Raw genomic sequence first — 13,720 nt, forward strand, 5'->3', positions numbered from 1 at the left:
GGCGATTGTACGCCTGGCGGCTTCGGGGTCGTGGGGCCTTCGCGGCCTCCGACTGGTGGTTCGCCAGCGGGCGCTCCGGGGGTCCCTCCCCCCCCCCGCCCCCACCCCACCCCACCCCTCCCTCGTTGATTGGTTGTCTGGTCCGTTCGCGTCCGGTGCGCTCGGCTTGGTTGCCAGGCGGCGGCGCACTTCGTTGTGTGCCGTGGACGGGTCGGGTGGCCCTGGTCCGGTCCCGGATTCTGCTCTCGGCAGATGGATTCTGCCGTGGGCGTAATGGGTGGAGTTCGGGCATTGGGGCGGCTTACCGTGAGGCATGGACGAGACCTTTTCGACCTCGAATCCCGCATCCGGTGGCGACGTTCCAGGCGAGCCGCTGTGGCGCGACGCGCTTGGGGAGCGGCTTCGGGAGTCCCGCCAGGAGCGCGGGGAGACCTTGAGCGAAACCGCCGAACGGGCCGGGATTTCGCCGCAGTACCTCTCCGAGATCGAGCGGGGGCTCAAGGAGCCGTCGAGCGAGATGATCGCCGCCGTCGCCGGGGCCCTCGACACGACCCTCGGCGAGCTGACGCTCGCCGTGGCCGAGCGGTTGCTGGTCCACCGGATCGTCAGCAACGCCGTGGTCATCGAAAGCGCGACGTCGCTGCGACCTGGAGGGCCCGTCTGCGTGGCCACCTACACGTTGGCCGCCTAAGCATCTGGTCATCGCGCCTCCAATACGTGGTCGAGGAGGCCGTACTCGCGCGCGGCTTCGGCGGTGAAGACGCGGTCGCGGTCGGTGTCGGCTCGCAAGGTCTCTGGAGTCTGGCCGGTGTGCTTGGCGAGGATCTGTTCGATGCCGTCGCGCACCCGGACCACTTCGTCGGCTTGGATGATGAGGTCGGGGATCGAGCCGCGGCCTTGGGCCGCGGGCTGGTCGAGGACGATTCTGGCGTGGGGCAGGGCCGCGCGTTTGCCTTCGGCTCCGGCCGCGAGGAGGACCGCGCCGACCGCCACGGCCTGACCGACGCAGGTGGTGGCGACCTTCGGGCGGATGTAGCGCAAGGTGTCGTAGATGCCGAGCATCGCGCTCGGGTCGCCGCCCTCGCAGTTGATGTAGAGCTGGATGTCCTTGTCGGGGTTGACCGCTTCGAGGTGGAGCAGCTGCGCCACGAGCGCGTTCGCCACTCCTGCGTCGATGCCGGTGCCCAGGTAGATGATGCGTTCGCTGAGCAGATGCGAGTAGACGTCCATGACGCGCTCGCCGCGCGCGTGGTCGACGATGACGTTGGGGATCATGTAGCTGCTCATCGGGCCGCCTCCTCGACGATGCGCAGGCCGACGGCGCGCCGGGCCTGCGGGGTGATCTGGTCGAACGTGCTCACGATCGCGTCGGTGAACCCGTATTCGCAGGCTTCCTCCGCGGTGTACCAGCGGTCGCGCAGCGAGTCCTCGAAGATTCGCTCGACCGGCTGCCCGGTGTCCTCGGCGATGAGCCGCAGCACCGTGTCTCGGGTGTGTCTCAGGTCGGCGGCCTGGAGTTCGATGTCGACCGCGCCGCCGCCGATGCCGGCCGAGCCCTGGTGCATGAGGACCCGCGCGTGCGGCATGACGCGGCGCTTGCCCTTCGTTCCGGCCGAGAGCAGGAACTGCCCAGCGCTGCACGCGATGCCGAGCGCGAGCGTGGACACGTCGCACGGCACGAGCCGCATCGTGTCGCGGATCGCGAGCATCGAAGGGACCGAACCGCCCGGGGAATGGATCCACAAGGCGATGTCGGCCGACGGGTCCTCCATGGCCAGCGCGAGCATCTGGGTCGCCAGGAGGGTGCCGTTGTCGTCGTCGAGGGGACCGTCGAGGACGAGCACTCGCTGCTGGTAGAGCTCGCGCCTCGCCCGGTCGTTGAACTGCTGTGGTCGGTTGTCTTCGCTCATGCGTCCACACTGCTCCCACCGCGGGCATGGGTGCCAGCGGATCTGCCGTGGGCGGATCTGCTCTGAGCAGCGGCGAGGTGTCAGCGCTGGTCGATGCGGATCAGGTTTCCCGCGGGGTCGCGGAAGGCGCAGCAGCGTGGGCCGTGCGGCGGGTCGAGTGGGGCGTGGACGAGTTCGGCGCCGCCGGCGAGGAGTCTGGCGTGGACGGTGTCGAGGTCGTCGGCGGTGAGGACCAGGGCGGCGTAGGTGCCTTTGGCCATCATCTCGGCGATCATGTCGCGTTCTGCGGTGGTGACGCCGATCTGGGCGGCGGGTGGTTCGAGGACGATGGTGACGGTCGAGTCGGGTGGTGCGACGGTGAGCCAGCGCTGTCCGTCGTAGGCGAGGTCGTCGCGGATCTCGAAGCCGAGGAGGTCGCGGTAGAAGGCGAGGGAGGCGTCGGGGTCGTTGTGGGGCAGGAAGGCCGAGCGGATCGTGACGGCGGTCCGCTCGGCGTGGCCTGTGTTGTCGGGGTGCATCAGGCTTCGGGGGTGTCCCAGGTGAAGCCGTCGGGGTCGGTGGCCGGTCCTGCGGCGCCGGTGATGGTGATGCGGTGGGAGCCGGTGCCCTCGGTGGACATGCCGATGTCCTTGGAGAAGGCTTTGCGGGGGTAGAGGGCCAGTTCGATGGGGCTGCCGTCGGCGGCGAACTCGGTGTATTTGCGGCCGTAGCTCTTGGAGACGGTGAGGCCGTGTTCGGTGTAGAACTTCTTGGTGGCGTTCATGTCGGTGGTGCCGATGAGGAGGGTGACGGATTCGTGTCGCTTCTCGGCGGGGGCGCTGTCCTTCTTGGGGGTGCAGGCGAGTTTCCAGATCGAGCCGTCGGGGGCTTGGAGGACGGCGCCGTAGCCCCAGAAGGATTTGGCGGGGGCTTTGAGGACGGTGGCGCCGTGTTCGACGGCGGCTTCGACGAGTTTGTCCACGTTGCCGGGTTGGGCGGCGATGAGGGAGAGGGCGTAGCCGCGGAAGCCGGTGGAGGGTGTTTCGGTGGGTTTGAGGCGGATGAGTGAGGCGAGGTCCCAGGCTTCGGTGTAGAAGGTTTCGGCGGTGGTGAGGTCGTCGGTTTCGAGTGTGATCATTTCGATTGAGGTCATGTGGTCAACGGTAGGTGCGCAGGTGGGGGCTGTGCTTCTCGAATCGTGATCGTCTGGTGGATCGGGCGCGGGTGGGGGTGGGCGGGGCGTGTCTCCTGGGCTCGAATGCGGGAGAATGAAGCTCGCATTGGAGGCCGTGGACGGGAGGCGAGGGCATGGACCTGTCGTCGTTCGCGAGTGCGGATCTGTACCGCCGCAATGCGTTTCGTGCGGGTGGTGTGGCGGTGGGCGCCGCGGAACCTTGGGTCGATGCGTGGGTGTTGCGCGATCCGGTGCGGCGGTTGGTGGACGGTTGGTTTCATCGCTGGCCCGAGGGGGTCTCGCGGGTCCATGATGTGGCGGTGGATCGTCATCTGGCGGCGTTGGAGGGCGCGTACGGCGATGACCGGATCGAGGCGGTGTGGGGTGAGGTCTACGCGGCTTGGGATGCGGTGTTCGCCGATGAGGCGTGTTGGGTTTGGGCTGCGGAGCGGCTCGGGGACGACGAGTCGGTTACGGCGTTTCGGGAGGCGTTGCCGGGGTTGCTGGCGCAGGTGCATGCGGATCTGGTATTCGCGTGGTTCCGTGAGGATCAGCCGCGGGCGTTGCTTCAGTACGACGCGTTGCGTCGGCGTGGCTCGGAGGTGGCGGAGCGGGCTCTGTTGGCGGCTGCGGGGCGGCGGCTTGACGTCGATGGGGACGCGGGGGATCTGGCGCGGGCGGTGCATTGGCTGGATCGGGCGGAGGATCTGCCGTTGTCGGCGGGCGCGTTGGGGGCAGTGGAGTCGGATGCGCGGCGGTTGATGGCGGTGCTGGTGGTGCGGGCGTGTGCGGATGCGGAGCGGCGGGCGGCGCGGGATCCGCAGGCGGGGTTGGGGGTGTATCGGGAGTTGGCCGAGGCGGTGTTCGATCCGATGCGGCGGATCGAGCGGTTCTGTCCTGAGCAGGGGCGGGTGGTGGCGACGGCGTTCGGGCGGGCGGCGATCGCGATGCTGACCGGGCATGGGTACGCGGTGGGTGATGCGGCTGCGGCGCGGCGGGAGTTGGAGGCGTTGCGGTTCGAGGACGAGGGGCTTCGGGGTGAGGTCCGGGAGGTGGTGGAGTCGTTGGGGGCGGCTGCGGTGGCGTCTCGGCCTCCTGAGCTGGTCGGGGACGTGCCGGGGGTCGATCGGGGGTGCGCGGGGTGTGCTCGGGTGGCGTCGGGGCGCAGGCGGGTGCCGATCGTGCGGGACAGGGGGCGTGCTCGGTTGGAGGAGGACGAGGTGGAGGTGCCGGTGTGTGCGCGGTGTGCGGTGGGGCCGTTGCATGCGCGGCGGTTGGATGTGGCGGTGGTCGTGGTGGGTGGCTTGATCGTGTCGCTTGGGGCGTATGCGTCGGTGTCGTCGGCGTTCGCGCAGGTGTGGGGTGGGTTCGCGGGGCTTGGGGTGTTGTTCGCTTTGGCGGTGGCGGGGCGTGTGGTGCGGGTGAGGCGGTTGGCGAGGTTGGCGCGGTCGCCTTATCTGGCGGGGCCGTCGGCGCAGGGGTGGCGGGTCGCTCCCTGAGGGTTCGGGTTGACAGGGGGCCCGCCAGGCCGTAATGTACAACCAAATGGTTGTACATAATGAGCGCGCCGACCGGGTATTCCAGGCGCTGGCGGACGCCACCCGCCGGGACATCCTGCGCCGTTGCGGGCAGGAGGCGGCCTCGGTGTCGCGCCTGGCCGAGGCGTATCCGATGAGCTTCGCCGCGGTTCAGAAGCACGTGGCGGTCCTCGAACGCGCCGGACTGGTGTCCAAGCGCCGCAGCGGACGCGAGCAGCTCGTGAGCGCGGTCCCGGAGGCCCTCCGCGAGGCGCGGCGGGCGCTGGACGAACTCGAACAGACCTGGCGGGGCAGGGTCGACCGGATGGCCGGTCTGCTCGCGGAACCGCCGCGCCGCACACAGGAAGGAACGGACCGATGAGCCTCACCGGCGTCGACAAGGACTTCGACAATCTGACCGTGACCATGACCGCGGACTTCGACTCCCCGGTCGAGGAGGTGTGGCGGCTGTGGGCCGACCCCCGCAAGCTCGAACGCTGGTGGGGCCCGCCGACCTACCCGGCCACGTTCGAACGCCACGAACTGCGCCCCGGCGGCGAGGTCGTCTACTTCATGACCAGCCCCGAAGGCGAGAAGTACTACGGCTGGTGGAACGTGACCGACGTGCACGAGCCGCACTCGCTGTCGTTCACCGACGGCTTCGGCGACGGGGACGGCAAGCCGAACCCGGACCTGCCCACCACCTCGGCCGCCGTGCGCCTGTCCGAACGCGACGGCGGGACCCGCATGGTCCTGGTCTCGACGTTCGCCTCGCGCGAGGCGATGCAGCAGCTCGACGAGATGGGCATGACCGAGGGCATGTCGCTCTCCATCGGCCAGATGGACGCGCTCCTCGCTGAGTGAACACAGGCCGCCGCCCCGAGCCGGGACGGCGGCCTCACTCGTCTTAGCGCCGCGGACGCTCGACGATCGCGTGCCCGTACGGGGCCAAGCGCACCGACTCGCCGCCCAAGTCCACGCTCACTTCCTCAGGGCCGCAGTTCAACACGAACACGTGGTCGGTCGTCCCGTCGCTGCGGACCTGCGCCGTGACACCCGGCGGCAGCTCGGCGTCCACGGCTCGCACCACATCGCTTTCGGCGATCACGCCCGCGTAGAACGCGTCGAGGAAGTCCCCTCCCGTGCGCGCGGCGATGAAGTAGGCCCGGCCCTCGCCGTGGCGGTTGACCGTCAGCGCCGGGCGGCCCGCGTAGAAGTCGGAACCGTACGTGCCCAGGACCTCCGCGCCCTCTGCGTGGATCAGCTCGCACAGGTCGAACGCCTCGAAGGAGCGCCCGTCCCACTCGATCGCGTTCCGGTCCCCCTCGTACAGGCCGTCGATCTCCTCGGCCCACACCCCGAGCGTCGCGCGCAGCGGACCGGGGAACCCGCCCAGGAACGTCAGGTCGTTCTCGTCGACATACCCGGTCGCGTACGAGGCCACGAACGTGCCCCCGCCGCGCACGAACGCGTCCACCGCCTCGGCCACCCCCGGCCGCAGCATGTACAGCATCGGCGCCACCACGACCTGGTACCGGCCCAGGCGCCCCGGCTCGGCGATCAGCGAAGCGTCGATCACGTCCGCGGGAACCCCCTGCCGCCAGAACGCTCCATAGTGGTCGACCACGGTCCGGTGGTAGGCGTTGCGATCCTGGATCAGCCCCTTCGCCTCGTCCAGCGCCCACCGGTTGTGCCAGTCGAAGACCACCGCGACCTGGGCGGGCGTCGACGTGCCCACGACGCCGTCGAGGCCCTTGAGACGCTCGCCAACCTCGACCACGTCCCTGAAGACCCGCGTGTGCTCACTGCCCTCGTGGTCGACGATCGCGCCGTGGAACTTCTCCGAACCGCCGCGGCCCTTGCGGAACTGGAAGTACTGCACCGTGTCCGCGCCGTGCGCCACCGCCTGCATCGACTGGAGCGCATGGACGTTGGGCCGGTGCAGCTTCGCCACCGGCCGCCAGTTCGTGGCCGAGGGCGAGGACTCCATGAGCATGAACGGGCGGTCCTTCAGACTCCGCGTCAGATCATGATGGAACGCCGTCTCCGTGGCCACCCGCTCGTCCCCCGCCGTGCCCGTCCACTCAGGATACGAATCCCACGAGACCACGTCGAGCACCTGCGCGAGCCGGAAATAGTCGATCCCCGGATACGAACCCATCAGGTTCGTCGTGCACGGCACCTCAGGGCTCGCGGCCTTCAACGGCACCGTCTCGTGCAGATAGAAGTCCACGAACTGCTCCGTGGTGAACCGCATCCAGTCCAAGTGCAGACCGTGGATGTTCTGCTCCCCCAACGGACTCGGACTCTCCACTTCGGACCAATCACTGTGGGTCTTGGCCCAGAACGCCGTCCACCACGCCTCGTTCAACGCCTCCAGCGAACCGTACTTGCCTCGCAGGAACTCCCGGAACCGCTCCTGGCACAACTCGCAGTGACACTCCCCCGAATACTCGTTCGAGACGTGCCACACCCCCAGCGCCGGATGGCTCCCGTACCGCTCGGCCAGCGCCGTGTTGATCGCGAGGGTCTTCTCCCGGTAGACCGGTGAGGTCAGGCAATGGTTGTGCCTGCCGCCGTGGAGGTTGCGGGTGCGGTCGGCACCTACGCGCAGGACCTCGGGGTAGGCCTTGCTCATCCAGGCCGGGCGGGCCCCGGAGGGGGTGGCCAGGACTGCGGTGATGCCGTGTTCGGCGAAGGCGTCCATGATCTCGTCGAGCCAGCCGAACTCGTAGCGGCCTTCCTCGGGTTCGAGTGCGGCCCAGGAGAAGATGCCGACCGAGAGGCTGTTGACGCCGGCGAGCGCGGCGAGTCTCAGGTCCTCCTTCCAGACGGTGTCCTTCCACTTCGTCCACTGGTCGGGGTTGTAGTCGGCGCCGTGGAGGAGGTGGGGGACGCGTTCGACGATGGGCTTGTGGCGCATGGGTTCGCGGCTCACTGGTGCTCCTTGCGGTGTCTCGGGTGTCAATGTACGGCGGTCTGGGTGAGGTGCATGCCGGCGTAGCGGCCGCCGGCTTCGAGGAGTTCGGCGTGGGTGCCCTGTTCGGCGATGCGGCCGCGGTCGAGGACCACGATGCGGTCGGCGCTGCGGATGGTGGAGAGGCGGTGGGCCACCACGAGGGTGGTGCGGCCGTGCATGAGGCGGCCGAGGGCTTCCTTGACGAGCGCTTCGGCTTCGGGGTCGAGGGCGGAGGTGGCCTCGTCGAGGAGCAGGATGCGGGGGTCGCGGACGAGGGCGCGGGCGATGGCCAGGCGTTGGCGCTGGCCGCCGGAGAGGCGGGCGCCCCTTTCGCCGACGACGGTGTCGAGGCCTTCGGGGAGGTCGGTGATGAACTCCCAGGCGTTGGCGTCGCGCAGGGCGGTGATGATGCGGTCTTCGGAGGCGCCCTCCAGGCCGTAGGCGATGTTCTCGCGGATGGTGCCTTCGAAGAGGACCGATTCCTGGGGTACGACGGAGGTGCGGCGGCGGGCGGTGCGCAGGTCGAGTTCCTGCATGTCGACGCCGTCGAGGAGGATGCGCCCGGAGGTGGGGCGCGCGAACCCGAGGACGAGGTTGAGGAGGGTCGACTTGCCCGAGCCGGAGGAGCCGACGAACGCGACGGTGGTGCCCGGTTCGATGTCGAGCGTGATGCCTTGCACGGCTTCGTCGTCGGAGCCTGGGTAGCGGTGGGCGACGCGGTCGAGGGTGAGGCGGCCGGTGACGGTCTCGACGGCCCTTTTGCCCTCGTTCTGCTCGACGTCGGGCTCTTGCAGGACTTCGGCGATGGAGCGGACCGATTCCATGCCGCGGGCGCCGACGGGGATGAGCATGAGCAGTTGGGTCAGGCCGGAGGTGAGCAGCGCGAAGTAGGTGGACAGGAGTACGACCTGGCCCGGGGAGATCGGCAGGAACGCGGTGATGGCGAAGACGGCGGCCAGGCCGAGGCAGCCGACGCCCAAGAGCTGCATGGTGACCCAGGAGATGGAGGAGACGTGGCCGTTGAGCATGTCGAGGTGGAGGCCGGCGCGGCGGACGCCGTCGGCGCCGGTCGCGACGCGTGAGACCGCGGTCTGTTCGAGGCCGTGGGCGCGGGTGACGGGAATGAGGGAGGCCATTTCGCCGACGCGGGCGGCGAAGCCCTCCATCTCGCGGCGGAAGACCTCGTTGCGGGCGCGGGAGCGGCGGCGCAGCGCCGCGCGCAGGCCGATCGCGATCGGGACGGTGAGCGCGTAGACCGGCAGGAACTGGGGGACGGCGATCGCGGTCATCGAGACCGCTCCGGCCAGGACCATGATCGAGGACAGCAGCGGGTGGGTCATCTGCTGGAGCATGAGCTCGACGTTCTCGACGTCGCGCACGACCTTGGTCTGCACGATCGAGGAGCTGACTCTCGTGTAGTAGCCGATCGAGAGGCTCTGGAGGCGCGCGGCGAGGGCGTTGCGCAGGTCGGCGCCGGTGTCGCGCACGACGGTCATGAAGTTGCGGGTGTAGACGATGTGGTTGGGGTAGTTCTGGACCAGCAGGGCCACGGCGATCGCGAGCCAGCCCAGGACCGAGGCGACCGAGCCTCCGGTGGAGACGAGGTCGATGATCGCGGCGGTGACCACGGGCAGGAACCAGAGCGGGACCTCCTTGACCGCGAACGCGCAGAACGCGAGCAGCATGCGCCAGGGGCGGCGGGCCAGGAGGCGGAGCACGGAGCGGACGGGACGGGCGCCGTCGATCAACGCCGAACGGTCAGCAAGCGCTTGCTGTGACATGGGTGCGATCGTACCGACCCGCCCGGGCCGTCCACCACCGCGATTCCGGATCGTGGCGGACCGGCCCCGGATGCGCTGGCGCCGTTCGGGACCGGGATTCCCCTGCACCGCCGCCGCGGGTGATCACTACTATTGCCTTCAACCGGACGCCGACCCGAGAGGAGGGCGCATGGGCCGCTCCTCGTCGCGGGACCCGGGGAAGGTGACGATCACCGAGGTCGCCAAGCACGCGGGCGTGTCGCTCGCGACCGTCTCGCGAGCGCTCAACGGCGTGCGCACCGTCGACCCCGCCCTGGTCGAACGCGTCCGCGCCTCGGCCGACGCCCTGGGCTACCAGGCCAACCCGCTCGCCCGCAGCCTCGTCTCCGGCCGCACCCAGACCATCGCCGTGGTCGTCCCCGACCTCGGCAACCCCACCTTCCAGGCGGTCCTGCGCGGCCTCAGCCGCGCCGCGGCCGCCGAGTCCTACCACGTGCTCATCGCCGACTCGGCCGAACAGGTCGCCGCCGAACGCGAACTCGCCGGCGCCACCCGGCGGCGCACCGACGGACTGATCCTGTGCGCCCCGCGCATGCCCGAGGACGAACTGCTCGCACTCCTGCCACAAGTCGCCCCGGCCGTGCTCGTCAACCGCGCCGCCGCCACAGCGGCCCCCGCCGTCGCCGCCGACTACGGGACCGCACTCGGCGCCCTCCTCGACCACCTCCACGGCCTCGGGCACCGCCGCTTCGCCTACATCTCCGGCCTCGCCCGCAGCGCCTCCAACGCCGCCCGCCTCGACGCGATCGCCGCGTTCCGCAGGGCGCACCCCGACACCGCCGTCGCAGAACTCCCCTCCGGCGTCGACTTCGACTCCGGCGCCGCCGCGGCCGACGCGGTCCTGGCCACCGACGCCACCGCCGTCCTCGCCTTCAACGACCTCGTCGCGATGGGCCTGCTCTCGGCCCTCACCGAACGCGGCGTCCGCGTCCCGGAAGACCTCTCCATCACCGGCTTCGACGACATCCCCTTCGCCCCCTACACCCACCCGCCCCTGACCACCGCCGCCGTGCCCTCGGTCGAACTGGGCGAACGGGCCTGGGCGGCCATGAGCGGCCTCCTCGCGGGCGGACCCGTACCCGAATCGGTGCTGCTCACACCCCAGATCACCGTGCGCGGCAGCACCGGACCCGTCCGGCCCGAAACCTTGAACCAAGGCGCTCGGCAGGGCCCGTGATAGCCTGAGAAAACGCTTCCCAAGCGTGTTCTCTAACCCTGAGGAGCCCCATGACCCGGTACGCGATCGTCGGCGCGGGACACCGCGCCCAGATGTACGTCGACGCCGTCCTCACCACCTTCAAAGGCCGCGCGAAGCTGGTCGCGATCTGCGAACCCAACCCCGTGCGCGCCGCGTACTACGTCGATCGCGTCACCGCTGCGGGCAGTGCCGCGCCCAGCGTGTGGCACCCCGACCGGTACGAGGAGATGATCAAGGCCGAGAACGTCGACCGCGTCATCGTCTGCGCCCGCGACGACCTCCACGCCGACCTCATCGTCCGCGCCCTCGACGCCGGAGCCGACGCCGTGGTCGAGAAGCCCCTGACCATCGACGCCCCCAGCGCCGCCGCAATCGAAGCGGCCGTCGCCCGCACCGGACGCGACGTGGTGCTCACCTTCAACTACCGCTACTCCCCCCGCAACAGCGCCCTGCGACAAGTCATCCAGGACGGCCGCATCGGCCGCGTCACCTCGGTGGACTTCTCCTGGATGCTCGATACCAAGCACGGCGCCGACTACTTCCGGCGCTGGCACCGCGAGAAGGAGCACTCCGGCGGGCTCCTGGTCCACAAGGCCAGCCACCACTTCGACCTCGTCAACTGGTGGATCCGCTCCACCCCTGAGCGCGTGTTCGCCTCCGGGGGGCTGCGCTTCTACGGCGCGGCCAACGCCGCTGAGCGCGGACTCGGCCCGAGGCCGGCCCGCGGCACCCACGAAGGCGACCGGGACCCCTTCGAACTCGACCTGCGCGACGACCCGCGCCTCAAAGCGCTCTACCTCGACGCCGAAGGCCACGACGGGTACGTGAGGGACCGCGACGTGTTCGGCGAGGGCATCACCGTCGAGGACAACCTCGCGCTCGTCGTCGACTACGCCTCCGGCGCGACCCTCTCCTACTCTCTCAACGCCCACGCGCCCTGGGAGGGCTACCGGGTCGCCGTCAACGGCACCGAAGGCCGCGCCGAACTCGACGTGGTCGAACGCGGCGACGTCGCCGCCGACGGCCCCCTCCACGCCGTGCTCGACCCCAGCGCCGTCGCCTCCGGCGAAGGCGGCGCCCTGCGCCCCAAAGGCGAGCGGCTCATCGTGCAGCGCCACTGGGGCACCCCCGTCGAGATCCCCATCCACGCAGGCGAAGGCGGCCACGGCGGCGGCGACGACCTGCTCCTCGCCGACGTGTTCGAAGGCCCCGGCGACGACCCGCTCGCCCGGCCCGCCGACTGGACCGACGGCGTCCGCTCCATCGCCGTCGGCATCGCCGGCAACCGGTCCCTGGAGACCGGCCAGGCCGTGAACATCGCCGACCTCGGCGTCGAACTGCTCGCCTGAACCCGGCTGAGGCGACCGGTCGGGCCGGTCGCCTCAGCCCGCCTCCCCGTCCCCGATTCCGCCGAATCGGGCGCGTTCGGCTGCCGCGGCGAGGATGATGCAGGTCAGTCCGATCCCCCGGTTCCCGCGGCGTGTCCGCGGCGATCGGCCATGACCGGGGAGGGACGTTGGAACGGCTGCCGAGAGCACTGGCACTGCGCAGCAGCAGAGGGTTCACCCTGCTACGGGCCGCACCCGTGCTGCTCGTGGCCGTGGTCCTCCCGCTCGACCTGCTCACCCCCGTCGAAGTTCCCCTGTGGGTGCTCCTCGCCTCGCTCCCGCCGATGGCCGCGCTCGTCAACGGCCCCCGGACCACCATCCTCGTCGCGGTCGCCGCACTCATCGGGTGCGCGATCCTCCTGGCCTACCGCGGCGGCGAAGTCGTCACCGCCGACCCGTACTCGGCGATCATGACCACCGGACTGATCGGCGTCATCGGCGTGGCCATGGCGATCCTGCGCGACCAGATGCTCGCGCGCCTCCTCAGCGTCGTCTCCGTCGCCGAGACCGCCCAGCGGGCGCTCCTGCCCGAGCTGCCCTCGCGCATCGGGCGGCTCGAATGCGCCGCGGTCTACCGGGCCGCCGCGGCCGACAGCCGCCTCGGCGGCGACTTCTTCGACCTGGTCGACACCCCTTGGGGCGTGCGGGCGGTGATCGGCGACGTGTCCGGGCACGGCCTCGACGCGGTCGCGACCATGAGCGCCCTGCTCGGCTCGTTCCGCGAAGGAGCCATCGACGACGTCGACCTCACCGCGCTCGGCATCCGGCTGGAGCGGCGCCTCGCGATGCGCAACGGCGGCCGCACCGGGTGGGACTCGGAGTTCGCCACCGCACTGCTCATGACGTTCGACCCCAGCGGAGAGTCGGTCGAGTTCCGCAGCTTCGGGCACCACTCGCCGCTGCTGCTGCGCAGCGGCCAGGTCCGACCGGTCGTGCTCGACCCCGCGCCGCCGCTCGGCCTCGCCGGGGAGGTCGGGGTCTACTCGACCTCGGTGGGGCGCACGATGCGGCCCGGCGACATGGTCCTGACGTTCACCGACGGGCTCGTAGAGGCCCGCGACCACCGCGCCGACCAGTACCCGCTCACCGAGCGGCTCCGCGAGCACCTCGACGGAGGCGGGTCGTTCGCCGACGCGAGGGCCCTGGCCACGTTCGTGACCGAGGACGTGGTCAAACGCGGCTACCGCTACACCGACGACCTCGCGGTGTTCGTGATCGGAGTCAGCTCCGAGGGGCGTACATGATGACCGCGACGCCGACCAGGCAGACCGCCGCGCCGATCACGTCCCAGCGGTCCGGGCGGAACCCGTCCACGACCATCCCCCAAGCCAGCGACCCGGCCACGAAGATCCCGCCGTACGCGGCCAGGACTCGACCGAAGTTCGCGTCCGGCTGGAAGGTCGCCACGAACCCGTAGGCCCCCAGCGCCATGATCCCCGCGGCGATCCACAGGACGCCGCGATGCTCGCGAACCCCCTGCCACACGAGCCAGGCCCCGCCGATCTCGGCGAGCGCGGCGAGCAGGAACAGCGGTATCGAACGGGCAATGTCCACGGCGGAACGATATCGGCCCGCGCCCAGAAGGCGCGGGCCGGGAGGCCGCCGGGGCGGGAAGCGCCGGGACCAGGAAAGTCGCTGAGCCGCGCCGAAATCTCGCCTCCCACGGGCCTTCAGTACGCGTTCGAGGTGGCCGACGCGCGGCGTTGCCGCGCGTCGTGTCGCTGATGACGAGGTCGCCCACCGGCAGCAGGTCGTCGGCGGGACGCGTCCCGGTC

The 13,720-nt window shown here is 70.4% G+C and carries 14 protein-coding genes; 7 read left to right on the top strand and 7 right to left on the bottom strand.

Annotation, left to right across the window (positions count from 1 at the left end; translation table 11 throughout):
- Nucleotides 1-313 precede the first annotated feature (313 nt).
- Nucleotides 314-691, top strand: coding sequence for a helix-turn-helix transcriptional regulator (locus tag AB0B28_RS20840; protein WP_360123978.1), 378 nt, complete (start codon nt 314-316; stop codon nt 689-691).
- Between the two features lie 8 nt (nt 692-699).
- Here the strand turns inward: AB0B28_RS20840 and AB0B28_RS20845 are convergent, their stop codons facing one another.
- The 4 genes from AB0B28_RS20845 to AB0B28_RS20860 all read right to left on the bottom strand — a co-directional run bounded on the left by AB0B28_RS20845 (nt 700) and on the right by AB0B28_RS20860 (nt 3,042).
- Nucleotides 700-1,287 carry an ATP-dependent Clp protease proteolytic subunit gene (locus AB0B28_RS20845; RefSeq protein WP_360123981.1) on the bottom strand — a complete coding sequence of 196 codons (588 nt, stop codon included), beginning with the start codon at nt 1,285-1,287 and terminating at the stop codon, nt 700-702.
- Nucleotides 1,284-1,910, bottom strand: a complete 627-nt coding sequence (locus AB0B28_RS20850) for an ATP-dependent Clp protease proteolytic subunit (protein WP_360123984.1) — start codon at nt 1,908-1,910, stop codon at nt 1,284-1,286. Before AB0B28_RS20850 ends, AB0B28_RS20845 begins: the two co-directional genes overlap by 4 nt.
- Nucleotides 1,911-1,990: 80 nt before the next feature.
- Nucleotides 1,991-2,428, bottom strand: a complete 438-nt coding sequence (locus AB0B28_RS20855; protein WP_360123987.1) for a VOC family protein — start codon at nt 2,426-2,428, stop codon at nt 1,991-1,993.
- A complete protein-coding gene (locus AB0B28_RS20860; protein ID WP_360123990.1) occupies nt 2,428-3,042 on the bottom strand; it encodes a glyoxalase in 615 nt (204 codons plus the stop codon). The genes AB0B28_RS20855 and AB0B28_RS20860 overlap by 1 nt, the downstream gene beginning before the upstream one ends.
- 155 nt (nt 3,043-3,197) lie before the next feature.
- Between AB0B28_RS20860 and AB0B28_RS20865 the strand changes: the two genes are divergently transcribed.
- The 3 genes from AB0B28_RS20865 to AB0B28_RS20875 are packed head-to-tail and all read left to right on the top strand — an operon-like array spanning nt 3,198 to nt 5,444.
- Nucleotides 3,198-4,562 carry a hypothetical protein gene (locus AB0B28_RS20865; RefSeq protein WP_360123993.1) on the top strand — a complete coding sequence of 455 codons (1,365 nt, stop codon included), beginning with the start codon at nt 3,198-3,200 and terminating at the stop codon, nt 4,560-4,562.
- Nucleotides 4,563-4,608: 46 nt separating this feature from the next.
- The gene (locus AB0B28_RS20870) at nt 4,609-4,962 is read left to right on the top strand and encodes a metalloregulator ArsR/SmtB family transcription factor (RefSeq protein WP_360123996.1); all 354 of its coding nucleotides are present in this window, start codon (nt 4,609-4,611) and stop codon (nt 4,960-4,962) included.
- The gene (locus tag AB0B28_RS20875; protein ID WP_360123999.1) at nt 4,959-5,444 is read left to right on the top strand and encodes an SRPBCC domain-containing protein; all 486 of its coding nucleotides are present in this window, start codon (nt 4,959-4,961) and stop codon (nt 5,442-5,444) included. Before AB0B28_RS20870 ends, AB0B28_RS20875 begins: the two co-directional genes overlap by 4 nt.
- 43 nt (nt 5,445-5,487) lie before the next feature.
- On the opposite strand, the gene AB0B28_RS20880 is transcribed toward AB0B28_RS20875, so the two are convergent.
- On the bottom strand, nt 5,488-7,503 hold the full coding sequence (locus AB0B28_RS20880) for a beta-galactosidase (protein WP_360124023.1): 2,016 nt from the start codon (nt 7,501-7,503) through the stop codon (nt 5,488-5,490).
- A 41-nt stretch (nt 7,504-7,544) separates the two neighbouring features.
- On the bottom strand, nt 7,545-9,320 hold the full coding sequence (locus tag AB0B28_RS20885; protein ID WP_360124002.1) for an ABC transporter ATP-binding protein: 1,776 nt from the start codon (nt 9,318-9,320) through the stop codon (nt 7,545-7,547).
- A 169-nt stretch (nt 9,321-9,489) separates the two neighbouring features.
- Here AB0B28_RS20885 and AB0B28_RS20890 point away from each other — a divergent pair, with 169 nt between their 5' ends.
- The 3 genes from AB0B28_RS20890 (at nt 9,490) to AB0B28_RS20900 (ending at nt 13,189) form a co-directional block, all read left to right on the top strand.
- On the top strand, nt 9,490-10,536 hold the full coding sequence (locus AB0B28_RS20890) for a LacI family DNA-binding transcriptional regulator (RefSeq protein ID WP_360124005.1): 1,047 nt from the start codon (nt 9,490-9,492) through the stop codon (nt 10,534-10,536).
- Between the two features lie 50 nt (nt 10,537-10,586).
- Complete coding sequence (locus AB0B28_RS20895) at nt 10,587-11,906, top strand: Gfo/Idh/MocA family oxidoreductase (RefSeq protein WP_360124008.1); 1,320 nt, start codon at nt 10,587-10,589, stop codon at nt 11,904-11,906.
- A gap of 167 nt (nt 11,907-12,073) precedes the next feature.
- Nucleotides 12,074-13,189, top strand: a complete 1,116-nt coding sequence (locus AB0B28_RS20900) for a PP2C family protein-serine/threonine phosphatase (protein WP_360124011.1) — start codon at nt 12,074-12,076, stop codon at nt 13,187-13,189.
- Here AB0B28_RS20900 and AB0B28_RS20905 read toward each other — a convergent pair.
- Nucleotides 13,167-13,499: a YnfA family protein gene (locus AB0B28_RS20905; protein ID WP_360124014.1), complete on the bottom strand. Its 333-nt coding sequence runs from the start codon at nt 13,497-13,499 to the stop codon at nt 13,167-13,169. The two genes, AB0B28_RS20900 and AB0B28_RS20905, sit on opposite strands and share 23 nt — an antisense overlap.
- Nucleotides 13,500-13,720: the final 221 nt, after the last annotated feature.

Source organism: Glycomyces sp. NPDC046736, from assembly GCF_040645615.1.
In the GTDB taxonomy this organism is placed as follows: Bacteria; Actinomycetota; Actinomycetes; order Mycobacteriales; family Micromonosporaceae; genus Glycomyces.